At 38.6% G+C, this 22,137-nt stretch carries 24 protein-coding genes; 2 read left to right on the top strand and 22 right to left on the bottom strand.

Annotated features, from left to right (window positions below; translation table 11 throughout):
* The 8 genes from ACFX40_RS22045 to ACFX40_RS22080 form a co-directional block, all read right to left on the bottom strand.
* Complete coding sequence (locus tag ACFX40_RS22045) at positions 1-960, bottom strand: sugar kinase (RefSeq protein ID WP_377256323.1); 960 nt, start codon at positions 958-960, stop codon at positions 1-3.
* A complete protein-coding gene (locus ACFX40_RS22050; protein ID WP_060746907.1) occupies positions 957-1,700 on the bottom strand; it encodes a sugar phosphate isomerase/epimerase family protein in 744 nt (247 codons plus the stop codon). Before ACFX40_RS22050 ends, ACFX40_RS22045 begins: the two co-directional genes overlap by 4 nt.
* Positions 1,701-1,857: 157 nt before the next feature.
* Entirely contained in the window at positions 1,858-2,586 is a 729-nt protein-coding gene (locus ACFX40_RS22055) for a hypothetical protein (protein WP_050689800.1), read from the bottom strand.
* 141 nt (positions 2,587-2,727) lie between these two features.
* Positions 2,728-4,188, bottom strand: a complete 1,461-nt coding sequence (locus ACFX40_RS22060; protein ID WP_377256326.1) for a phytoene desaturase family protein — start codon at positions 4,186-4,188, stop codon at positions 2,728-2,730.
* Positions 4,185-5,324, bottom strand: coding sequence for a glycosyltransferase family 2 protein (locus tag ACFX40_RS22065; protein WP_377256329.1), 1,140 nt, complete (start codon positions 5,322-5,324; stop codon positions 4,185-4,187). The genes ACFX40_RS22060 and ACFX40_RS22065 overlap by 4 nt, the downstream gene beginning before the upstream one ends.
* A complete protein-coding gene (locus ACFX40_RS22070; protein WP_050689803.1) occupies positions 5,288-6,001 on the bottom strand; it encodes a lysophospholipid acyltransferase family protein in 714 nt (237 codons plus the stop codon). The genes ACFX40_RS22065 and ACFX40_RS22070 overlap by 37 nt, the downstream gene beginning before the upstream one ends.
* Entirely contained in the window at positions 5,998-6,765 is a 768-nt protein-coding gene (locus ACFX40_RS22075) for a carotenoid biosynthesis protein (RefSeq protein ID WP_028409108.1), read from the bottom strand. Before ACFX40_RS22075 ends, ACFX40_RS22070 begins: the two co-directional genes overlap by 4 nt.
* Positions 6,766-7,000: 235 nt before the next feature.
* On the bottom strand, positions 7,001-7,462 hold the full coding sequence (locus tag ACFX40_RS22080; protein ID WP_013057650.1) for a hypothetical protein: 462 nt from the start codon (positions 7,460-7,462) through the stop codon (positions 7,001-7,003).
* A gap of 272 nt (positions 7,463-7,734) precedes the next feature.
* Between ACFX40_RS22080 and ACFX40_RS22085 the strand changes: the two genes are divergently transcribed.
* Positions 7,735-8,373 (top strand): HoxN/HupN/NixA family nickel/cobalt transporter, encoded by a 639-nt coding sequence (locus ACFX40_RS22085; protein WP_016764672.1) that lies wholly within the window; start codon positions 7,735-7,737, stop codon positions 8,371-8,373.
* 256 nt (positions 8,374-8,629) lie between these two features.
* On the opposite strand, the gene ACFX40_RS22090 is transcribed toward ACFX40_RS22085, so the two are convergent.
* From ACFX40_RS22090 to ACFX40_RS22125, 8 genes are all read right to left on the bottom strand, one after another.
* Positions 8,630-9,439, bottom strand: coding sequence for an urease accessory protein UreD (locus tag ACFX40_RS22090; RefSeq protein ID WP_377256332.1), 810 nt, complete (start codon positions 9,437-9,439; stop codon positions 8,630-8,632).
* Positions 9,436-10,050, bottom strand: coding sequence for an urease accessory protein UreG (gene ureG, locus ACFX40_RS22095; RefSeq protein WP_377256335.1), 615 nt, complete (start codon positions 10,048-10,050; stop codon positions 9,436-9,438). The genes ACFX40_RS22090 and ureG overlap by 4 nt, the downstream gene beginning before the upstream one ends.
* A gap of 39 nt (positions 10,051-10,089) precedes the next feature.
* Positions 10,090-10,776: an urease accessory protein UreF gene (locus ACFX40_RS22100; protein WP_098248159.1), complete on the bottom strand. Its 687-nt coding sequence runs from the start codon at positions 10,774-10,776 to the stop codon at positions 10,090-10,092.
* Positions 10,769-11,215 (bottom strand): urease accessory protein UreE, encoded by a 447-nt coding sequence (gene ureE, locus ACFX40_RS22105; RefSeq protein WP_050689807.1) that lies wholly within the window; start codon positions 11,213-11,215, stop codon positions 10,769-10,771. The genes ACFX40_RS22100 and ureE overlap by 8 nt, the downstream gene beginning before the upstream one ends.
* Positions 11,216-11,225: 10 nt before the next feature.
* Positions 11,226-12,935, bottom strand: a complete 1,710-nt coding sequence (ureC, locus tag ACFX40_RS22110; RefSeq protein WP_098790616.1) for an urease subunit alpha — start codon at positions 12,933-12,935, stop codon at positions 11,226-11,228.
* Position 12,936: 1 nt separating this feature from the next.
* Positions 12,937-13,263 (bottom strand): urease subunit beta, encoded by a 327-nt coding sequence (locus tag ACFX40_RS22115; RefSeq protein ID WP_028409116.1) that lies wholly within the window; start codon positions 13,261-13,263, stop codon positions 12,937-12,939.
* 14 nt (positions 13,264-13,277) lie between these two features.
* On the bottom strand, positions 13,278-13,580 hold the full coding sequence (locus ACFX40_RS22120) for an urease subunit gamma (protein ID WP_028409117.1): 303 nt from the start codon (positions 13,578-13,580) through the stop codon (positions 13,278-13,280).
* Between the two features lie 152 nt (positions 13,581-13,732).
* Positions 13,733-14,782: an anthranilate phosphoribosyltransferase gene (locus tag ACFX40_RS22125; RefSeq protein ID WP_377256338.1), complete on the bottom strand. Its 1,050-nt coding sequence runs from the start codon at positions 14,780-14,782 to the stop codon at positions 13,733-13,735.
* Between the two features lie 194 nt (positions 14,783-14,976).
* On the opposite strand from ACFX40_RS22125, the gene ACFX40_RS22130 reads away from it, so the two are divergent.
* Positions 14,977-16,119 carry a C40 family peptidase gene (locus ACFX40_RS22130; protein WP_028409119.1) on the top strand — a complete coding sequence of 381 codons (1,143 nt, stop codon included), beginning with the start codon at positions 14,977-14,979 and terminating at the stop codon, positions 16,117-16,119.
* Positions 16,120-16,199: 80 nt separating this feature from the next.
* Here the strand turns inward: ACFX40_RS22130 and ACFX40_RS22135 are convergent, their stop codons facing one another.
* From ACFX40_RS22135 to ACFX40_RS22160, 6 genes are all read right to left on the bottom strand, one after another.
* On the bottom strand, positions 16,200-17,093 hold the full coding sequence (locus tag ACFX40_RS22135; RefSeq protein ID WP_377256341.1) for a 3D domain-containing protein: 894 nt from the start codon (positions 17,091-17,093) through the stop codon (positions 16,200-16,202).
* A 439-nt stretch (positions 17,094-17,532) separates the two neighbouring features.
* The gene (gene nfsA, locus ACFX40_RS22140; RefSeq protein ID WP_028409121.1) at positions 17,533-18,282 is read right to left on the bottom strand and encodes an oxygen-insensitive NADPH nitroreductase; all 750 of its coding nucleotides are present in this window, start codon (positions 18,280-18,282) and stop codon (positions 17,533-17,535) included.
* 92 nt (positions 18,283-18,374) lie between these two features.
* Positions 18,375-19,508 carry an MGDG synthase family glycosyltransferase gene (locus tag ACFX40_RS22145; RefSeq protein WP_013057664.1) on the bottom strand — a complete coding sequence of 378 codons (1,134 nt, stop codon included), beginning with the start codon at positions 19,506-19,508 and terminating at the stop codon, positions 18,375-18,377.
* Positions 19,505-20,098 (bottom strand): DedA family protein, encoded by a 594-nt coding sequence (locus ACFX40_RS22150; protein ID WP_013083764.1) that lies wholly within the window; start codon positions 20,096-20,098, stop codon positions 19,505-19,507. The genes ACFX40_RS22145 and ACFX40_RS22150 overlap by 4 nt, the downstream gene beginning before the upstream one ends.
* Before the next feature lie 15 nt (positions 20,099-20,113).
* On the bottom strand, positions 20,114-20,824 hold the full coding sequence (locus tag ACFX40_RS22155; protein WP_060746959.1) for a polysaccharide deacetylase family protein: 711 nt from the start codon (positions 20,822-20,824) through the stop codon (positions 20,114-20,116).
* Between the two features lie 290 nt (positions 20,825-21,114).
* The gene (locus ACFX40_RS22160; protein ID WP_028409123.1) at positions 21,115-21,717 is read right to left on the bottom strand and encodes an alpha/beta hydrolase; all 603 of its coding nucleotides are present in this window, start codon (positions 21,715-21,717) and stop codon (positions 21,115-21,117) included.
* Positions 21,718-22,137 lie beyond the last annotated feature (420 nt).

The raw sequence follows: 22,137 nt of genomic DNA on the forward strand, positions 1-22,137 counted from the left end.
TCACTTCACTCCTTGTTTTTGGAATTCCATATATCTTTGCAACTGCTGTTCAGTTGGATATCCGTCGTTATCTCCAGGACTTTGTACAGCTAATGACCCAATAGCATTTGCTCTCCTTACAGATTGAGTAAGAGAATTATTTTGAAGAAGTCCGCTTAACAGTCCTACTGCAAAACCGTCTCCTGCTCCCACTGTATCCACTATTTGTTTCACTTTTATTCCTTCAACAATCCCTTGCTCTTTAGCCGTCTTAAAAAAGGCTCCTTGTTCACCTAGTTTAATAACGACAAGCTCTACGCCTGCATCTAAATAGTAAGAAGCAATGTCTTCTGGATTTTCGTAGCCGGTTAAGATTTTTCCTTCTTCAATACCCGGCAGAACGTAGTTTGCTTGTTTAGCAGCTTCATTGATTGTAACAACCATTTCTTCTTGCGATTTCCAAAGAGTGGGTCGCAGGTTTGGGTCAAAGGAAACCGTTCTTACAGCTGCTTTCATCGATGTAAGTGCATGTAGAGCAAAATCGCGCATACTTGCTGATACAGCAAGCGGTATGCCTGTCATATGCATATGTTTTGCCGCTAAAAAATAGTTTTGATTAAAATCGCTGGAGTGTAAGTGACTGGCTGCTGAATTTTTTCGGAAGTAACAAACTTCCGGATCTCCCACTTCCACTTTTGATTTAATTTGAAAGCCTGTTGCATGCTCGCTATCTACTAGTACACAATCGGTGTTGACTGACTCCTCTTGCAGCCGTTTCATAATAAACGTACCGAAAGGATCGTTGCCGACTTTGCTCACCCAGCCTGCGCGCAGACCGAGACGAGCGAGACCAATTGCTACATTTGTTTCTGCTCCGGCCAGTTCTTTCGTATAATGCTTAATCTCATGCAGCGGTCCCGGTTGTTCAGCCATGAACATCGCCATTGCTTCTCCGAAGGTAATAACGTCTAATGAATTCATTGAACTTCCTCCTGTTCTGCTGCTTGCACCAATGAAATGAAGCCGGGGATTTGTTCCGGTTCATCGATTGGAAACTCTAAAGCTTTAAAAATCGAATGAGAAAACCCTTTCAAAATATCTTTCCACATTTCATTTGAATCGTTTGATATAGTGGTTGTCACTAGCTTTCCGCTGTTTTTTATTACGTGTTTAATATGAATATAGCCCACAAATGACCTTAGCATTTTGATTGCTTCCTGGGGTTGTTCATGTACATAAAGCCAATTACCAATATCAAACGTCATGGAAACAGGAACTTCGTAAGCGTTATCAAAAAATGCGTGCAGAGATGCTAGGTTGCCTCCGTGACTGGTTTGATCGTTTTCTACAAATAGACGTAAAGCTGGAAATGCTTCTAATAGCTTCTGTAAATCTGCCATAGGCGATTGGAGCTGATAAAAACCAAGAGAAACTTTTACCCACTGAGCGCCAAGTGATACGGCTTCTTCAAGAATAACTTTTAATTCTTGTGTGTTTAACTCTCCATTTTCTTTCCACAGTTCAATTGGAGCCGAATATACTGTAAAAAGCGGATATTTTTTTAATTCTTCGGCAATAAGCTCAATCTCTTGATCTACTTTTTTCATTAACTCTCTTCGAATTTCCACTCCATGTACTTGCTGCGCATGTATTTTTCCAATCATGGTGTGCTGAAAACCTGTTGTTTCGAATGCATTTAACGGGATAATGATACTATTCATAAACCGACCTACCTTTCTTATTATACTAACTAACCACTTACTAAACCGGTTTAGTAAATCGATTTATCTAAATTATAAGACTATTGAAAGCGCTTTTCAAGCTTTTTTTATAATTTATAAAAAAAAGAAACAACACAGCTTTATGCCGTGTTGTTTCTTAGTGATCATCTGTGCTTTTTACTAGATTGCGATCTTGCTGGTAAATATCATAAATCAAAAAGCTAAAGCCATAGTACAAGACCATGATGACAACTGACTTCGTCATGATAAATAAAGCGCCTAGCCCGATACCAACTAACAGCGTCTGGACACTTAAACGGTCACGCTGGAAAGCTAGCTGTGATAGGAAATAACCAATACCAATTAAGACGGCCAATACCCATGTGTTTTCAATGGCTAATATATAGTGACTATATAAATAAAAGCTAGGAAAATAGACGGTGCTTTCTACGAAGCTGGAAATACCGCTGTATGCTAGCCACCACTTTTGCTCTCTTTCCGTTTTAGGAACGGTTGCCTCAATTGACGTGGGCATTTCCTGTTCCACAAAAACCGTTTCTCCATGATCTTTCATCCATTGAAGCATAATGGAAAGAATAATAAAGCCTGCAAAGATTAAAAGCAGCAAATATTCAATCCACGCTGGATACGGATCCGTGCGATGAATCGTATCGAGATATACTCCCTGTAGTCCTAACATAGAAATTGGAACCCTATGATATACCATCACCGCAATATAAAATAGTAAAATTAGCACATAAAAAAAGAACTGTTCTTTGTAGTAGCGAATTTTTTTGCCTTCTGAAGCAATTCGCTTAACAGTCACGCTTTCCAAGTACGGACGGATAATGCTTATGATAATAATAAGACACGTAAATACAATCATATAGTTATGTAATCACCTTTTCAACTTCGTTATGTAACATGTTTTTTCATTTTTTCCATCCGTAAGAACAGCAGGGTAACAGCCTCTGCACTTTCTTATAGTACCAAAAAACTAAACTTTTTGACAATCCTGATTTATCAATTAGGAAGATGAAATAAGCATAGCTACATTGATGCCGCTAATCGTGACCATAGGAGACCCTCCTCCAGGGTGAGTCGTTCCTCCTACAAAATATAAGTTTTTAACATCTTTTGAGACGTTGCTTGGCCGAAGAAAACTATCCATTTTCCGGTTTGAACTCACGCCGTACAAAGCACCTTTAAATGCACCAAACGTTTGTTCAATTTCATATGGAGTAACAATTCGTTCATGTACAAGTGAAGGCTCGATATCTAAACCAAACTGAGAAAGCTTGCGATAGACAACTTCTCTGTAAGCTTTCATTTCTTCTTGATTCTCTTCTTTCACAGCAGGAGCATTCACTAAAATAAATAAATTATCACCCGGAGCTACCGTGTTATCGGTATATGAAGAATTACAAATATAGATGGTGGGATCGGTTGGAAGCATTTTTTTCTGAAATAGCTCATAGAATTCCTGTTTATAATCCTGAGAAAAATACACTTGATGATGAATCAGCTGAGAAAAGCGCTTCTTAACAGCTGCCATGATCACATAAGCTGATATGGAAGGCTCAAATTCAGCTGCTTTTTTGTTTTTAAAATGAGGTCTATCCTGTTCTTTTACAAGTGCCGGATAGGCTTTTAGCAAGTCGCCGTTCACAATAACGATATCCGCGTCTATCTTTTCTTCTCCATTTATTTCCACTCCGACAACCCGTTTATTTTTTACGATTATTTCAGTAACGCTGCAGTTTGTATACAGCTTTCCTCCAGCTTTTTGGAACACATGTCCCAGCCCTTTTGCAATTCTAGGATTTCCTCCTTTTACATAGTACACCCCATCATTCATTTCTAAATGTCCAATCAGTGAAAACGTAGCGGGTGATGTATAAGGTGAAGATCCGATATAGGTTGCATATCGATTAAATGCATTTCGAATGTTTTCGTTTCGAAAAAAACGGTGATGAAACGTATCTACTGTTTCAAACGGCCTTACTTGCAGCAATGCTTTTAATAAAGAAGGGTTTGTGTAATCTTTCCACGATGAAAATGTTCGGTAAAAAAATTGGCTTTTTGCAATGTCGTATATTCTTTTTACTTCTTTTAAATAGGCAGGGTATTGCTCCGCAGCAAAGGGATCGAGAAGTTCAAGCTGCTGAATCATTTTTCTTTCATCTATAGACATGGAAAATTTGGAGCCGTCGGTGAAGAAATTATTCGTATGATGCGTTAGTTTGACAAGAGGCATATAGTCTTCTGGACGTTCACCCGCTTGCTCAAATAACCACTGAAAAACTTCGGGCATGGTAATGGTATTAGGCCCAAAATCAAAAGAATATTCTCCTAGCTGCACAGGCATCATTTTTCCGCCTACATGCTCGTTTTTTTCCACAATTGTGACATCGAACCCCTTTGTTTGAAGAAGAACTCCTGCAGCTAATCCGCCTAACCCTGCCCCAACTATTAGTACTTTTTTCATTGATAATGCCTTCCTTTCCATTCATATCCCTGCTTTTTTCGTTCACGCTTCATGGAATGATTCATCAGCAGCATCAGCACAATTGCCGACGCGGGCATCGTGCAAAATAAAAGCCCTTTTTGCTGAGCCGACCGGTCAATTAAAAACCGCTGAAAAAGCATCATGCAAAAAGGCAGAATCCAAAGCATGTTGCCTGTGAATATTCCTGCTATAAAAAAAGGAAGCGGCAGCACATAGTAACAGGCAAAAAAAACGCTTAGTACCCAAACTGCTTTAGCGGAGCGGCCCAGACCTACAAAGATGTTTTTAGCAAAACCGTTCCATACTTCTTCTGTTGTTTCATACATATAACAGCTAACATGAGAGGTAATATTAGCTAAAATGACGCGGTGTTCCTTTTGCTTAAAAAGCTGGGCTAGGTGGACATCTTCTACTAATGAAGATTTGACGGCTTCATGTCCCCCTACGGCCTCGTAAGCTTCTTTTTTTATAAACATAAAAGCACCGTGAGCCGCTGAAGCTTTGCTCATCTTGTTACGATTAGCTACGACAACCGGTAAATAACTAAAAACAACCACATGCTGAAGCGGAACAACCAATGCTTCTAACCACGTTTTTACGGGAAAACGTGGGAAACCTGTTAAAAGAGCGGCTTTGGTCGCTTGTGCTGTGGCTAAAGTATGTTCTAGTGTACGTTCTTTTAGTTCTACATCTGCATCTACAAACAATAAATAGTCTCCATTTGCAGCTTGGGAAAGCTGGTGACAGGCATGAACTTTTCCGACCCAACCCTCTCTCAGCTCTTTTCCTTCTATGATGGTAAACCTCGGATCCCCGTGAATTTCTTTCAACAGCTGTGTTCGTGTTTGATCTGTGGACTGATCGTCTAGTATGACACATTCTAGATTGCTGTACGTTAATCCTTTAATAGAGGAAATGATTCGCTTTACATTTCGTTCTTCATTTCGCATTGGAATCAAAATAGAAATGAGAGGCTGAGGTGTTTTGGAATCCGGCTCGTATCTTTTTAATTTAGGCATTGCTTGAATATTTACAATGGTTAGAAGCAGCATAAAAATAAATAAAAGCATATAGTAAATCATTCTTTCACCTTCGCTTTCCACCACGTTAACCATTCACTAAGCGTCTTTTTTCCTTTTAATAAAACCGTAAATTCCTCATCGTTTTCTTGAATTATTTTCTGTTTTTGATGATCAAGCTGAGCAGTGACTGCACCGCCTAGTGTGTTGGTTATCTCTTCTCTTGCCTTAGCTGAGTCGTAAAAAACAGCTTGTCCTACCCAGATAAAAAGCTCCGGTCGCTGATCATGGCGAAACGTATAATAATATGTAATGGGAATAACTTCAACGTCAGAATGCTTTTTTAGAAGAAAAGCAGGTCCTTCAGAAAAAGTTAACGGTCTTTTTTCAAGATGCTCTTCTTTTCCTTGGGGAAAAATAAGCACCGCTTTTTTCTCTTCTAACAGCTTACTGGCAAACCTTAACGATTCCACCGTATGCTTGGGAGACGCTGCATTTACCGAAAAAGCTCCGATTCGTTGAAAAAAAGGAAAATCCTTCATTCCTTGTTCGGACATCATAGCGTATAGATCTGTTTTTAATACCGCGTTATTTAAATAAAATGTCACTAAACCGTCCCACCAGCTGGAATGATTAGCAATTAATAAAATTTTTTTATCTTTTGGGAGCTCTTCTATATGTAAATGAATACGATAAAATTGCTTTTTAAGCTGATATGTGACAAACAGTTGAAAAAATCGCTCAAATATTGAGTTTTTCTTCGGGTAAATCATAAGCGAGTCTCCTTTTTATACACAATATAAAGGATAAGAAAAGGAATCATCGTCAGCCATACGACAAGCCATAGGCCATTTGCTAGCGCTACAATCACAAACATCATGACAACTGAACTATACAAAAATACCATTCTTTTTTCCCACACCGGATTTTCCTCTTTAGGAGACTTAGCTAAAAAGAAATATACGAACAGCTGAATGAAGAAAGACAATAAAAACCAGCCGGAGAAATTTGATAAAGGAATATTATAATAAAAGCTGTCCCCTTCCCACACCCAATATTGTTTAACAACATAGGCAACAGGATCAATAGCCAAATCCATAATAACAGCAAACAGCGAACTAATGACTGCATAGACAATTCCATGGACAATAAAAGGCAACTCCATACGTTTCATAATTCCTAGAGCTAGTATTCTGCTTGTAATCACAACCATAAACCAAGCCGAACCAATGGTCAGAGGAACACCTAAAATTTTGGCGCCAAAATCTTTTTCATAATCGTAGGATCCAAATAAAAATCCATACTTCACACCTAGACTTTCGATATAAATAGATGCGCCTGTCACAAATATCGCAACGAGCAGTGCCCGCCTTACTCCATAAGCTTTAGCTAGATAAATAAGAGCAAGAAGACTGCTCACGTGTAAAAAGACCGCGTTTGCCCATTCTAACCATGAAGGCAGCAAATCGAAGGAAAGCAAGACGACTCCGCATACGTACCAGATAAGAAAAAAACGATAAATACCATTTGTGATCATCCTCTATCCACCTTCTCTCCAGCTTCTTTTTGTCAAAGTGCTATTATATAAGCTTGTACCCATTCTCTCCATTTTCAATGTGCTCTTTTTTATGAGTAGTCCGCGCTCTCTTAAAATTATGTAAAAACAGCCACTGTTAGTACGTTCCCTAAATAAGAGACTTTATTACTTATTTATAAACAAAAATAAAATAAACGTCCATTAAAATCTACGGATGTATAGATTGTAATGACGTTTATTTTTTCTTATGTATATACACTTCTAATAGCTTTTTGACAATGAGTCCGACAACAAGTCCAGGTATAACAGACAGCATAGGAAGCCAAATTGGTCCTATAAAAACACCGTTGATGGTTGTTACTGAGGAATACATAATGCCTACTGTAACAAAATAAGCACAGGAGACAAAAGGAATAAATGTAAATCTCGATGCGCCGTTTTCTGCTTCTTTAACAGCATCCCAAATTGCAAAGAAATACAAACATGGATAAAACATTAACCACTGCATGTTCATTACCTCTAGGGACTGCCTTGTTTCTCCTAAAAAGCTTAAGCGAATGCCTTCATTAAAATTTGCGCCCATATTAATGAGAAATTCAAGTACAATAAACAAAATTCCTTTTATATGTTTTTTGTTTAGTAATTGTCCAAAGCCCGGCAACGCAATGCTCCATAAAAGAGCTTCTAGTCTAGTCACGTTCTGTCCTAACATTTTGACGTATAAAAGAACTCCACAGCATGATATCAGTAGAAATTTTGTCCATAGTTATCAACCTCACAATAATTTACTCATAGTTTTTGTAAATGTAAAATTTTTATACTACATCTCCTTTAATATTTGTAACTTATTGTAAATTGATAAATAGTTTAGCTATTCGACCAGACATTTTCGTTTAGAATTTTCTGTTTATTAAAACAAAATCGTACGATATACTAGTTTTATACGTACGAAAGGATGAGAAAGCTGACATGGAAACAAGTTTTTTTTCAATTTTAATACTAGGGTTTCTTTTAGGAATCAAGCATGCTCTAGAACCAGATCATATTATCGCTGTATCAACCATTGCTTCAAAAAGTAAAAAGCTATGGCGCTCTTCGCTTGCAGGCGTATACTGGGGGATTGGTCATACGCTTACGCTGTTTATTTTTGGCATGATTTTAATGGTGTTAAAAAGCAGTATTTCTGAACGCATGAGCATGTCACTTGAATTTTTAGTAGGCATTATGCTCGTTTACCTCGGTTTTACATCGTTTCTGTCTTACAAAAAACAAGTACATACGCATCACGAAAAAACGTCTTACTTAAAGTCATTAGGCATTGGTTTTGTTCATGGACTGGCCGGAAGCGCAGCGATGGTTGTATTAACGATGAGCACCGTTACTCACGTATGGCAAGGTGCTCTGTACATTATCATTTTTGGAATCGGCACTTGTCTTGGTATGCTGTTATTTACAACGGTTATTGGGATTCCATTTGTTACAACTAAAAAACAAGTGACGTTAAACCGCTGCTTGATGCAGGTAACAGGCGCTGTCAGCATTATATTTGGCCTTTATTATATGTATAATTTAGGTGTAAGCGACGGATTATTTAGTCTGTGGTTCTAACAAAGAATGAGACATAACGAAAACAATTCAATCTAAAGATGAAGAAGTAGGATAAATGATCTGGACTGCCTGTTCCACAGCTGTTGATTTCTGTGCAAGACGTCGCTTTGCCCTTTAATCAACGGCTAGAAGGAGCTACATACAGAAAACCTACGTTCAGCCTACCAATAAAAAAATCCGAACGAATTTGATTCTCCATTAAGAATCCAGCTCGTTCGGATCTTCTTTCAACTAACATATTTTTGTCCCAGCCTCTTTAATACTTACGTAAAAGTGATACTTCAGCTTTTAGTAAATGGTGTCGGAACAATCCGTATACTTTAGCGATTATGACTTCAACTTCTTGTGTACTAGCAGCTAATATTCGAATAGCACATCCGGGGATCGGAAGTGCGGAAGCTCCTACTTTACAGCCTGCCTCTTCGCACAGCTGATGTACTTTCGCTATAAATGCGTCGTCGGCGTTTGGATGTACAATGATAATCGATCCAAAATGAGTATATCCTTCCATTTTCATCATGCCGCGCAAATGGCTTTCTGGCTTCAAGTATAAGTGATCGTATACCTTCAGCTGCTCGTTTACATACAGTTTAAGCTTGGAACGCATAGAGGTATATTGAAACAGCTGCCCATCCGGCGACCACCCCGGGGTGATGCTGTCACACATAAACAAAGCAGCGTTTTGTGCCATATGAACCGTTATTTCTTGGACAAATGCAGCATTTTCATACAAAATAAGCGGGTCGGGTATATACTCCATAATGGCTTGCTCTTCAAGGGTTATACACGTTTCTTGTAAAACAGCTTCGTTCGGTGTTTTGTACACCTTTGTCGCAGATTGAGTAGTAGCCGTCAGCTGCGCATTTTTCTCTACCGTTATCATCGTTTTATACTTGTCTCCGCTCACGTATCCTCCGCCTACGTGAAGCATATAAACAAAAGGTGATTCAGGAGTCAGGTAAATAGGTCTGGCAACTTTGAAAGCACCGTAATGGTACGTATCTTTAATAACGGTTCGCTCACTGTTTTTTTCTGCTCGAAGCTCTAAATAACCCGTGTAGCTCATGATTCAAGGCCGATTAAAAAGGCCTCTTTTTTAATCCATTCTATCACTTGGTCGAGCCCTTTATCTTCTTTTAAATTGGTGAAAACAAAAGGCTTGTGCCCTCTTGCTTGGATTGTATCTTTTTCCATTACTTCTAAACTGGCTCCTACATACGGGGCTAAATCTGTTTTGTTGATAATGAATAAATCAGATTTAATCATTCCTTGCCCGCCTTTACGCGGGATTTTTTCCCCTTGTGCTACGTCGATGATATAAATCGAAAAATCAACGAGCTCTGGGCTAAACGTTGCGGCTAAATTATCTCCTCCGCTTTCTACAAAAATAAGTTCAACATCGGGGTGACGTTCCACTAACTCATCGATCGCAGCAAAGTTCATAGATGCATCTTCTCGAATGGCCGTATGAGGACATCCTCCTGTTTCTACTCCTACGATACGATTTTTCGGTAAAATACTGTTTTTTACTAGAAATTGCGCGTCTTCTTTTGTATAAATATCGTTTGTAACGACCGCCATGCTTAGCTGTCCTTCTAGTGCACGCGTTACTCGTTCTACTAACATTGTTTTTCCTGCACCAACAGGTCCACCAATTCCAATTTTAATTGCATTCATTTTTTACGCCTTCATCGTTAGAAGGCCTTCCCTCCTTTTTTATGACATGAACAATCGGACATGCAATTGTTCATGCTGCATTTGAGCGATTTCTAACCCCGGTGTCACGGCACCAAATTCCTCTTGATCCGCTTGTAAAATATGCTGAAGTGCTTTCTGCAGCAGCGGCTGAAAAAGAACGAGCGTTTTTTGTCCATCCGTTTGACCGATCGGTATGCCGCGAACAGCATTTTGAATTAACGAAGAAATGCTAGCGTACAAGTGACTTAAAATTGCCTCTTCTTTTGTGATATTTAACTGCAGGCTGGCTAACGCAAATACAACAGCAGGATGTCCATACGCCTTCTTTTCTTTTACCTCACTCATATACTTTTCTAAATAAGAGCCTTGAAATAACTCTAAGCAAAGTTTTAACATGCGCTGGCCCACGCGTCTTGTCCCTTCTCTTGTTTCTTTTGACAAAGCAAGAGCGTATAATTCATGATCCACTCTCATAATTTCGTTAAACTGGTCATGAGCCGCATACTCATAAGCCAGTCTGCATGCTAAGCCGTCCGTATACGTCAGCTGAACATCAAGGTATGTACGAAGCGCTTCTTGAAAGGTTTCTGTGTTGTAAATTTGATCTCGCTGAATATACGTTTCAAAGCCAAACGAATGTGAAAATGCACCGGATGGAAAATTTGAATCACATAGTTGAATCAGCGAAAGCAATGAATTAGTCATGACTGTGTCCGATATGCTTAAAAGCTTGTTTTACTTTTCTTTTTTCGCGCTTATAGGGAATATCAAGCTGTTGAAGCAATTCTTCGACTAAATAATCGTACTGTACGAGCATGTCTCCACCTTCAAACTGTGCCGGCAAATGTCGGTTGCCAAGCTGATGAGCAATTTCTCCCATTTGCTGAATATCAATCGGCTGAATGGTTAAAATATCGTCTGCCAGCACCTGCACAACAATCATATTGCTTTCATCCATAAACAGCACATCGCCATCAGTGAGCTCACGGTTTTCTTTTAGACGAATTCCTAGTTCCTTACCGTGATCTGTTACAACGCGCTGAACGCGTTTTACTAAGTGATCACTTTCGATATATACCTTTTCTATATGTGGAGCCCGTTTTTCTAATGTTGCCATATTTCCGATAATTTTTTCGATTACCATTTCTTTCACCTCAAAATAAAAAGTATCGCTGCGCCATAGGCACAACTTCTGCTGCTTCACATGTAATCATTTGTCCATCTACTTTTACTTCGTACGTTTGGGGATCAACTTCAATTTTAGGCATTTCCCCGTTTAACTTCATATCTGTTTTTTTTAATTGACGAATATTTTTAACCGGTTTAAGCAGCTTTTGTAACCCCAGTTTCTCGCCCACTTTGTTCTCGTACGCTGCTTTTGACACAAATGTAAAAGACGTTTTAGCTCTTGCTTTTCCATAAGAAGCAAACATCGGACGGTATAAAACCGGCTGCGGGGTTGGAATTGAAGCGTTAGGATCTCCCATTAAGCTGTGTGCAATCAAACCACCTTTTACAATCAAGTCAGGCTTTATTCCAAAAAACGCTGGCTCCCATAGGACTAAGTCAGCCATTTTCCCTGTTTCTACCGATCCTATGTATTCGGAAATTCCATGAGCGATAGCTGGATTAATCGTATATTTAGCTACATAGCGTTTGACGCGTGCGTTATCGCCAGCTTCGCTGTCACCATCAAGTTTCCCTCGCTGCTTTTTCATTTTGTCAGCTGTTTGCCACGTTCTTGTAATCACTTCTCCTACACGTCCCATTGCTTGAGAATCTGAAGAGATCATACTGAATACACCTAAATCGTGTAAAATATCTTCAGCTGCAATCGTTTCTTTGCGAATACGGGAATCAGCAAAAGCGATGTCTTCTGGTACAGAGGGATCAAGATGATGACATACCATGAGCATATCTAAATGCTCTTCAAGCGTGTTGACCGTATAGGGTCTTGTTGGATTAGTTGATGATGGAAGCACGTTTGGAAAGCTTGCCATTTCCATAATATCAGGCGCATGTCCGCCTCCAGCTCCTTCAGTATGGTAGGTATGAATGACTCGATCACCAATCGCTGCAATCGTATCTTCGACAAATCCGCCTTCATTTAAAGTATCTGTATGAATCGCAATTTGAACATCGTACTCGTCTGCTACCTGTAAGCTTGTATCAATGGCAGATGCCGTGGTTCCCCAGTCTTCATGAAGCTTAAGTCCAATCGCTCCTGCTTCAATTTGCTCAATTAAAGGCTCTTTAGCACTTGCATTCCCTTTTCCTAAAAAGCCAATATTCATTGGAAATGCTTCAGCAGCTTCGAGCATTCGTTCAATATGCCACGCTCCGGGTGTACAAGTGGTAGCTTTTGTTCCTGTGGCCGGTCCCGTTCCTCCTCCAATCATTGTTGTAACTCCAGAGGCAAGAGCAGTTTCAATTTGCTGCGGACAAATGAAATGAATATGTGCATCAATACCGCCGGCGGTTACAATTTTCCCTTCTGCTGCAACCACTTCTGTACTCGCCCCAATGATGATGTCTACTTCATCCATCAGCAGGGGATTACCTGCTTTTCCGATGGTTTGAATGAGTCCATCTTTTATTCCAATATCTGCTTTATATATGCCTGTATAATCAACGATAATTGCATTTGTCAACACTAAGTCCGCTGCTTCGCTTCGTGTTGCAAGAGGATGCTGCCCCATTCCGTCACGAATGACTTTTCCTCCGCCGAACTTTACTTCATCTCCGTACGTTGTGAAATCTTTTTCAATTTCAATGAATAGCTCTGTGTCTGCTAAACGAACAGCATCTCCAACGGTTGGTCCAAACATATCTGCATACTGACGCCGGGACATTTGAAAACTCATCTTATACATCTTCCTTTCTATCAGAAAGCGATCTGTTTGTTTTATTGTTAAGACCGTAGACTTCTCTTGTTCCGGAGAAAGCAACGAGATCGACTTCTTTTGCATCACCTGGTTCAAAACGAACGGCTGTACCGGCCGGAATATTTAAATGATAGCCAAGCGAAGCTTCGCGGGGGAATTCGAGTGCAGCATTCACTTCAAAAAAATGAAAGTGAGACCCTACTTGAACAGGTCGATCGCCTCTATTGATTACAGTCACGCTAATCGATTTCTTACCGTTATTACATGTGATTGGATCTTTTTTCAAAAAATATTCCCCTGGAATCATATCTTTCCCTCCTCTTAACGAATTGGATCGTGCACAGTGACGAGCTTGGTTCCGTCTGGAAAGGTAGCTTCTACTTGAATATCATGAATCATTTCCGGAATACCTTCCATTACATCTTCTCGTTTTAAAATCTTGGTCCCTTCTTGCATTAGCTGTGCTACCGTCTTGCCATCACGAGCTCCTTCCATAATTTCATATGTAATGATCGCTACTGCTTCGGGATAGTTAAGTTTTAATCCTCTTGTCTGACGGCGTCTTGCTAAGTCTGCAGCTACGACAATCATTAATTTTTCTTGTTCTCTCGACGTAAGTTTCAATGAAAGCTTCCTTTCTGCTAATCTATTTTCTTGTTAACATCAAATGTGATATTTTCTAACACAAATGCATAACTAATTATAGTAAATTTTCTGACAAAAAACAAAGGATTTATCTCTTCTGATAAAAAAAGATGAGCATATTTGCTCACCTTTTACTCTTTTGAAATCGCTTGTGTTTTCCATTTCTGCAGGTGTTTCCAGCCCAAACCTTCAGCTAGCTGACGTTTTGCATAGTCTACTCCTTTTTCAATAGAAGATTCATACCCAAATAAATAATAGCGCAAGCCAGCGTTTAATACTACTTGATTATAGACGTAAGTCAGTTCGGAAGAAGATTCACCCTCCAGAATGCGCGTCACATATTCCGCTTGTTTTTCAACACTTATTTTCTTTTCAAAGTGCTCTTCTTCCACAAACAGTTCGTATTCTTTTGGATTGACAATAAACGACTCCATCTCTCCTTCTGAGATCGTAAAAACAAAGCTGCTTCTATGTACAGGTACATCTTCAGATCCTTCTATCCCTTGCACCACGTATACATGTTTGAAAGGCAGAGAAGCAAAAATAGGCACAATCTTATTAATGGCCGTTCGATGAAAAGCCCCCATCATTAAAGAAGAAGCATTTGATAAGTTTAGTAGTTTTTCAACCGTATTAATAAGTGTTCGCACACCAATTTCATGACGAATTTTTTTGATGCGGCTAAGAGGATAAGAGATTGTTTCGGCATTTGCAAAGCCAATTTTTAACGTTTCAAACACATGACCGATGTTTTCCATCGTTTGAGCTCGAGGGATCTGTAATGAATGAAGTACGTCTTCAATCGTTGTTCCAAACTTTGGAGGAAGTGCTTCTGTACAGTGTAAAAAAGCTGGCACACCTCTTTCAGCTAATAAAATCGATACAGGAATGGTCGCAAAAAATGAATTCCTCCCTGCATAAGGGCTTGCAAAATCAATTGATTTATCTTTTAACGGCTGAGACAGCGGTATTTCTTTTGTTTTTTCACGAAAAGCATGAACGAATCCCAATAGTTCATCTGCATTTTCAGTTTTAATACGTTCTGCAATAAAAAAAGCAGCGATCTGAGCATCCGTAGCTTCTCCAGAAGCGATTAAGCGAGCTGCTTCTTTTGCTTGTTCATACGTTAAGTCAGTTGATCCTCTTTTTCCGCGCGCTATTTCTTTGATAAATTGCTGCATATCGTACACTTCCTTTTTAACTGAATATTTGTACATTGTATCACATATTTTCTTTGTTCCTTAGATTATCTTCTATCAAGTACGCAAACTGCTAAAAAATATGAAATTAAAGGAAAAGTACTAGTTCTTTTATAACCTAATATAGTATAATCTATCTGCTATACTATTATTTGGATATTTGGGGGACTTTACAAATGAAAAAAGAGAAACTACTTGTACCATTTATAGCAGCATCCGTTTTAGTAGGAGCATCGGTGACGACGCCTGTTTTTAGTCACTCTGCTTATGCTGCTTCTTCTGTCAGCGTTTATCAAAAAGACGTTAATTCGCTGGCAGATTATTACGCACCATTTTATAAAACCGTAGAAAAAAAGCTAAAAGAAATTGAAGGAATAAAAGATGACGAAAAAGCGTTAGCTGCATATGATCAGCTTGCAGATCAAATTGACCAGTTTCTAACAAAGACTGATAAAAATTACGCGATGAATCATCTTAATTCGGAAGCTGATCAGCTTCAAGGGTATTTATACGACAGCTTAATTGCTCTTTATAATTACATTGTGGATCTTGAAGACTATGCGTATGGAGATGTAAGTGACGCGGAATTTAATAAGATCTCTGCAAATTTTGAAAAAGAAATCAACGCATACAATACGCAATTTCAACAAAAAGCGAAGAGCTATAAAACGAAGCGAAAAGTAACGTTTAACGCAAATATGAGTTATTTGCTTGATGAAGATATTCAACCTTCACCAACAGCTCCATCTACACCGGCTGATAGCAATGGCACCTACACGGTGAAAAAAGGAGACACGCTGACAGCAGTTGCTAAAAAGTACGGCATGACGGTAGCAGAATTAAAAAAATTAAACAATTTAAAAACAGATGCGCTAAAAGTTGGACAAGTGCTGAAAGTGAAAAGTGCAAGCGCACCTTCGCCGGCTCCAGCACCTCAAACTTCTGTTAGTGCAAAACAGCAGCAAATTGTATCGTATGCCAAAACGCTAATTGGAAAGCCATATAAATATGGAGGCACGACACCAAAAGGTTTTGATGTATCAGGGTACACACAGTATGTATATAAAAACGCGGGTTCAAATATTTCTATCCCCCGTACAGTAGCAGATCAGTATAAAAGCGGCACGGACGTAAAGCAAAACAGCCTGCAGGCTGGAGATTTAGTTTTCTTTAAAAACGGCAAATCCGTTTCAGTCGTAGGAATTTACCTAGACAAACAAGAATTCATTTATGTCAGCAGCAAAGGCGTTAAAACGCAATCACTTTCAACAGCGTACTGGAAAAACAGCTATGCGGGCGCAAAGCGTATTATAAAGTAAAAAGAGGTGCCATAAGGCACCTCTTTTGTTTTACTAGCTATGTATTTCTATACTAGACTAGCAATTTTATAAAGAACTTCTTAGTTCATAACCGTGATTTTAACAGATTTTCTTCCGAACTGTTGAGCATCACCTTCAGAAGGAACGAATACATCAATTCGATTACCTTTAATTGCTCCACCTGTATCGGCAGCTACAGCTTCACCATAGCCTTCTACATAAACTTTCGAACCTAATGGAATAACGCTAGGATCAACAGCGATTACTTTTTGATTTGGATTTGCTTTTAAATCCACTCCTGTAGCAGTTGTACCGCTACATCCAGCACAATTAGCCGTATAGGCAGTTGCTTCAACTGTCATTGATTTGCCGCTGGCTTGTTGTGACGATTCAGCAGGTTGTTGTTCTTTTTGAGCCTGTTCAGCTTGAGCCTGCTGCTGCTCTTTTTGAGCCTGTTCAGCTTGAGCCTGCTGCTGCTCTTTTTGAGCTTGTTCAGCTTGAGCTTGCTGCTGTTCTTCTTGAGTTTGTTCAGCCGGCGCTTGAGCTTGCTGAGCTTCTGGAGCAGCTTGGGCTACTGAAGGGCTTGATTGCTGAGCTTGGCCGTTTGGAGACTGAATTTTTAATTGTTCGCCAGGATAAATTAAATCTGACTTCAGTCCGTTCCATTCTTTAATTTGATCTACCGTCACGCCGTATTGCTGACTGATGGACCATAATGTGTTTCCTTGCTGAACTTTGTGCGTCATTTCTTTTATAGTAGCTACGTTTAATTCTTGATTTGGATAAATAATATTAGATGTTAAGTTATTTGCATCTTTTAGCTCGTCTACGCTCACGCTGTGCTTTTGAGCGACTTTCCATAACGTATCACCTTTTTCTACGTGATACGTTCCGCTTGTAGAAGCAGAAGCTGCACCTACAAATCCCGCTGAAAGGATTGCTGTTGTTCCTAGAGTAAATATAAATTTTTTCATTACGAATACCTCCTTATTTACTCAATGATTGAATGATATCATCCTCACATTTCACAGCCGTTACAGAGCCATGCTACTTTTATTACAAAACTTAACAAAACAGAACATTCAATCGTAATATTTCTGATAATTTGGCTATATGATGAAACGTTTCTACTTTTTACTGCTTTTTATTGTTGTTTTTACTAAAATAGTTAAATTTCTCTATCGTTACTGGCTATGCCTCTTCTTTTTTATTGACCATTTAACGGGTATATTAAGTTTTTTTCATATCAAAAAAAGAGGTTGGGACATAACGAAATGAATCCAGTCAACTGCTAGAAGGAACTACATAAATGAAACCTATGTTCACCATAACAAAAAAAGCGAACCGCTCATCAAAAATTTTGATGAGCGGTTCGCTTTTCAATTCGGCTAAACTACTTTTGTCTCAGCTTTTTTATTTCTTGTTAAATCCTTGCTTTTCAACGAATTCTTTCATATACATACGCTTAGGATTGGAAAGCATTTCAGCCATTTGACCAGTCCATGTGTCTTGGCGTTTGCCATTTGTTCTTTCATTGTAATAAGCAGAAATTTCTTCGTTATACGCTGTTAATTCTTTTTTCGTCTGCTCATCGTTCGGCTCATATGTTTCTTCATGATACACATGTTTAAATGGTAAGCGCGGCTTTTTATCCGTAATACCCGCTGGATGTCCAACCGTTAGACCAAATAACGGGATTACATGATGAGGCAGTTTTAACACTTTGCTTACTTCTTCTAATTCGTTACGCAAACCGCCAATGTAACAAGCTCCAAGTCCCATTGATTCAGCAGCAAGCGTTGCATTTTGCGCAGCAAGGGCAACGTCAATAATAGCTACCATAAACTGCTCTGTGCTTTCGAGCGCTGTCGATAAATCTTTTTTCTCCATTTGCGCAATGACATCATGACGGTGAAAGTCAGCGCAAAATACAAAGAAGTGGCCATTTGTTTCTACGTAAGGCTGATTTCCTGCTAATTGAGCAAGCTTTCGCTTCGTTTCTTTATCTTTTACTCCAATAATGGAATACGCTTGAATATAGCTTGATGTGGAAGCTGCCTGTGCGCTTTCTACAATCGTCTGAATTTGCTCTTCGGACAATGGTTTGTCTTCATATTTGCGAATAGAACGATGATTTAAAATCGTTTCAATAACTGAATTCATATTATAATCTCCTTTTACTTCATTTAACCTTCTACAGATGTTATCTCTACAGTTAGTTTATCGAATGTAAAAAGAAATAACCAATGTTCTGCTTAAAATTGATTTTGACTTGTCTCATATCGATACAGCTTAAAATGATCTGCAAGCACGCGATCTACTTTTACTTCTAAGCTGTCTACATATTCGTCCATTCGTTTTATCAAGCGGTTTCGTTTCACATCATTTTCTAAAATGTTCTTAAGCTGCTGCTCAAAGGCTTCAGCATCATTAAGCGGTATCAGCAGCTCTTTTTCTTTGAGATATTCAATGTTAATTTGTTCTTGACCGGGAAGAGATGAGTGAATAAAAATAGGTAGTCTCTTGTGAAGGGCTTCGCTAATTGTCACTCCCCCCGCTTTTGTGACAATGGCATCTGCTCCCTCATATAAATCATTCATTTTCTCTCTCGATTTTACATACGAGACCGCTTTAATTCTCGGGTGGTTTAATTTTATTAGTTCTTGATACAACTTTTTGTTTTTTCCGCACAGCACATAATACATATACGTACAGTTTTGCGGAAGCTGCTGAAGCATTTTGCGTACATTTCCAAGGCCGGAATTCCCTCCGGCAATCAGTATATGTTTCTGTGGCATGAGATGGTCAATCCGTCTTTTTAAAAACGCTTTATGAACCGGAATTCCCGTTACATAAATAGAAGACTCTTTTACACCGTGAACGTTTTGTAAAAACGCTTTTGTATCCTGATCAGGTACGCAGTGAAGCTCAATTCCATTTTTACCCCATACGTCGCTTACTAAGAAGTCGGTGTATACGTTTATAATAGGAAGATCAATGATTCCTTTTTCTTTTAACCCGCTTAATACACAGGAAGGAAAGCTGTGGGTACAAACAATGACATCCGGCTGCTCTGCATCAATTAACTTCTTCATATGGTATTCGATAATCGGCCACTTTTTCACAACAAAGTCATCCATCGTATGGTCGTTTTTTTTGTATACATGACCGTAATAAAATTTTTCAAACTGCTTTGGAAAAACAGAAATCCATTTCATGTATATTGATGAAATCATTTGTTCAAGCGGTTTGCTCCAATAGCTTAAACAATCAATTTTTTGACAAATAACGTGCGAAAAACGCTCCATGATGGCATCCATAACGGCGTCTGCTACTTGGTGATGACCAGATGGCATCTGAAAAAGCGGTAAGAATAAAACCTTCCTCATTGACCATCCCTCCTCTCAAGACGTTTTCGGTTTCTTGTTCTTTTTATAAGTAAATAAATGACAAAAAAAGCTACAGCGCCCATGATAATATACGAAATATGAATTCGATCTCCTACGTAGTAACCCAAAATCAGAAAAGAAAGGACCCATACTAGACTTCCTACTACCGATAACAATAAATAAAGCAAAAACGGATAGCGACTTATTCCCGCCATATATGGGCTAATCTGACGCAAGCCTGGAATATATAAACCAAATAAAATGGTCCATATCCCATATTTATGGTAGCTGCCGCTTGCCGCTTCAATTTTTTCTTTGGTTAACCCTACGTATTTTCCGTACTTATCGAAAAATGGGGTTCCCGCATACCTTCCTAGCCCGTAAGCAGTAAGCATTCCAGTTATAACACCTAAAAAAGCAAAAAGAGATGATTCGTATAAGTTCAGCTGATGTTTGGCAATAAACATGCCTAATAATATTAAAAATGATTCTTCAGGCGCTGGAATTCCAACAATCCCACAAAAAAGTACAAGTAAAATAACAATATAACCATAGGAATGTATATACTGAGAAATAATTGTTAAGTCCACTGCTCGCTCCTCTATTTACGATTGATTCATCAATTGCTGCATGGTTATACTTTCATACCCTTGCTGTTTTAAGTAAGGTAAAAATTCTTCTAACGCCGCAATCGTCATTTCAGGTGCTTTTTCATCTGCTCCCGGGGTATCTCCATTATCGTGTAAAACAAAAATGGCTCCATCTTCTACTTTACGCATTAGTTTTTGAACTAATGCCGTTTTCGTTGTTTTTAGTGTCCAATCCTGAAAGATTCCTGTCCAGATCACAAGGTGATATGGCTTGGCCATTGATAAACTGCTCATATTTAAATGTCCCCACGGCGGACGATAAAAAAGCGGCTTTTGATTTGTTACTTTCTCTATAACCTGTGCACATTGATGAATTTGTCTTTTTAATTGCCAAGGTGTTTGCGTCCATGCACTCACATGACGATGATGATGTATAGCTACTTCATGTCCTTCATCGATCATTCTGTTTAAAATAGACGGGTGTTTTTCCCCTAGTTCTCCCACAATAAAAAAAGTAGCTTTCATTTCATGCAGTTTGAACAAGTCCAAAATTTTTGGCGTATAAACAGGATGAGGTCCATCATCAAATGTTATAGCTATTTTATGCTTTTTTACCCCTTTTATTATGACTGATGAATGATAGCGACGGTAAAGGGTTTGCGAAATAATGGTATATACACATATAACCATTAGAACGAAAAGTAAAACAATAAAAAAACGAGTCATATGCTTTTAACCATCCTTTTGAATTTAAATCCTGCATTTATTATAACGGTTTACTCAGACTTTGGTTTCATTTTTTTGTGATAGAAGCCAGGAATTTTAAAATAATTTGATACTTTACCTAAAAATAGCTATTCTTCAAGGATATACCGGAAATAAAATGATATCATAAAATTTCCCTTCATTCAGTAAAAAAAGTACTTTTTACCATTTATATCTATCTTTTGTACGATAGCTTTCATTATTTTTTAAAAATAAAAAAACTTCCCGCACGAATGCGGAAAGTTTTTAAATTAAAATTTTGCTCGATACCATTTTTCAGCTGCTTCAATTTCTGTTCGTGTTAACTGATGGCCAAATGATTCCCAATGCACCTGTACGTCCGCTCCAGCTTTTTCTAAAAGCGCAGAAAGTTCTTCCGTTTCTGATGCTGGGCAAATAGGATCGTTTGTGCCTGCGCCAATAAAGATAGAAGCGTCTGTCTTAGGCACTTCAATTCCTCTTCTTGGAACCATCGGATGAAGAAGAGCCGCCCCTTTTAAAGAATTTTCATAATGAAATAGCAAACTTCCTGCAATATTGGCACCATTTGAGTAGCCTACAGCTACGATGTTGTGTCGGTCGAATGAGTATGTTTCAGCCGCTTCATCTAAAAATTGATGAAGTTCTTTTGTGCGTTCAATTAAATCTTCTATATCAAATATTCCTTCTTGTAAACGTCTAAAGAAACGAGGCATTCCGTTTTCTAGTACATTTCCTCTTACAGATAATACGGAGCAAGAGGAATCAATCATATCTGCAACAGGGAGCAGATCTTGTTCTGTACCTCCTGTACCATGCAACAGCAATAAAGTCGGTTTCGTCTCGTCCGTTCCTTTTTTAAAAATATGTTTCACGTATATCCACTCCTTTTGAATATCTCGAATTAAAGATAATTTTATTATAAGAACTTTCGAAGCATTTGTAAAGGAACTACTGTCAAAGAAATACCTGTATGTTTTGCTGGCAGTATCACATAATACTGAATAACTTCATATGGCCATTGCTCATATGCAGCTAGGTATTTAATTCGTTTGACTTACAGCGAGGAAAGAAATATTCCACTTTTAGCTAAGTGCTCCCGTCAAAAGGTGGATAATGATTAAAACTCGCCCGTCCTCCTTCGTATAAAAAGTGCCCTAGTCTGATAAATTAGTTAATTTTTTCTTTATTTCGTTACTTTCAACAGATATCAGCATTTATACCCGAACGTACTAAATCTTATTTCTTATACGTGTTATAACAACTTTTTTCTATGAGAAACAGAACGTAAAATA

The sequence above is a fragment of the Priestia sp. YIM B13552 genome (genome assembly GCF_042787775.1).
GTDB classification, from domain to species: domain Bacteria; phylum Bacillota; class Bacilli; order Bacillales; family Bacillaceae_H; genus Priestia; species Priestia megaterium_E.

What these genes read in the sequence shown, in the direction of transcription:
- ACFX40_RS22045 (WP_377256323.1), bottom strand. Translation starts at nt 960, where the DNA reads ATGAATTCATTAGACGTTATTACCTTCGGAGAAGCAATGGCGATGTTC.
- ACFX40_RS22050 (WP_060746907.1), bottom strand. Translation starts at nt 1,700, where the DNA reads ATGAATAGTATCATTATCCCGTTAAATGCATTCGAAACAACAGGTTTT.
- ACFX40_RS22055 (WP_050689800.1), bottom strand. Translation starts at nt 2,586, where the DNA reads ATGATTGTATTTACGTGTCTTATTATTATCATAAGCATTATCCGTCCG.
- ACFX40_RS22060 (WP_377256326.1), bottom strand. Translation starts at nt 4,188, where the DNA reads ATGAAAAAAGTACTAATAGTTGGGGCAGGGTTAGGCGGATTAGCTGCA.
- ACFX40_RS22065 (WP_377256329.1), bottom strand. Translation starts at nt 5,324, where the DNA reads ATGGTTAACGTGGTGGAAAGCGAAGGTGAAAGAATGATTTACTATATG.
- ACFX40_RS22070 (WP_050689803.1), bottom strand. Translation starts at nt 6,001, where the DNA reads ATGATTTACCCGAAGAAAAACTCAATATTTGAGCGATTTTTTCAACTG.
- ACFX40_RS22075 (WP_028409108.1), bottom strand. Translation starts at nt 6,765, where the DNA reads ATGATCACAAATGGTATTTATCGTTTTTTTCTTATCTGGTACGTATGC.
- ACFX40_RS22085 (WP_016764672.1), top strand. Translation starts at nt 7,735, where the DNA reads ATGGAAACAAGTTTTTTTTCAATTTTAATACTAGGGTTTCTTTTAGGA.
- ACFX40_RS22090 (WP_377256332.1), bottom strand. Translation starts at nt 9,439, where the DNA reads ATGAGCTACACGGGTTATTTAGAGCTTCGAGCAGAAAAAAACAGTGAG.
- ureG (WP_377256335.1), bottom strand. Translation starts at nt 10,050, where the DNA reads ATGAATGCAATTAAAATTGGAATTGGTGGACCTGTTGGTGCAGGAAAA.
- ACFX40_RS22100 (WP_098248159.1), bottom strand. Translation starts at nt 10,776, where the DNA reads ATGACTAATTCATTGCTTTCGCTGATTCAACTATGTGATTCAAATTTT.
- ureE (WP_050689807.1), bottom strand. Translation starts at nt 11,215, where the DNA reads ATGGTAATCGAAAAAATTATCGGAAATATGGCAACATTAGAAAAACGG.
- ureC (WP_098790616.1), bottom strand. Translation starts at nt 12,935, where the DNA reads ATGAGTTTTCAAATGTCCCGGCGTCAGTATGCAGATATGTTTGGACCA.
- ACFX40_RS22115 (WP_028409116.1), bottom strand. Translation starts at nt 13,263, where the DNA reads ATGATTCCAGGGGAATATTTTTTGAAAAAAGATCCAATCACATGTAAT.
- ACFX40_RS22125 (WP_377256338.1), bottom strand. Translation starts at nt 14,782, where the DNA reads ATGCAGCAATTTATCAAAGAAATAGCGCGCGGAAAAAGAGGATCAACT.
- ACFX40_RS22130 (WP_028409119.1), top strand. Translation starts at nt 14,977, where the DNA reads ATGAAAAAAGAGAAACTACTTGTACCATTTATAGCAGCATCCGTTTTA.
- ACFX40_RS22135 (WP_377256341.1), bottom strand. Translation starts at nt 17,093, where the DNA reads ATGAAAAAATTTATATTTACTCTAGGAACAACAGCAATCCTTTCAGCG.
- nfsA (WP_028409121.1), bottom strand. Translation starts at nt 18,282, where the DNA reads ATGAATTCAGTTATTGAAACGATTTTAAATCATCGTTCTATTCGCAAA.
- ACFX40_RS22145 (WP_013057664.1), bottom strand. Translation starts at nt 19,508, where the DNA reads ATGAGGAAGGTTTTATTCTTACCGCTTTTTCAGATGCCATCTGGTCAT.
- ACFX40_RS22155 (WP_060746959.1), bottom strand. Translation starts at nt 20,824, where the DNA reads ATGACTCGTTTTTTTATTGTTTTACTTTTCGTTCTAATGGTTATATGT.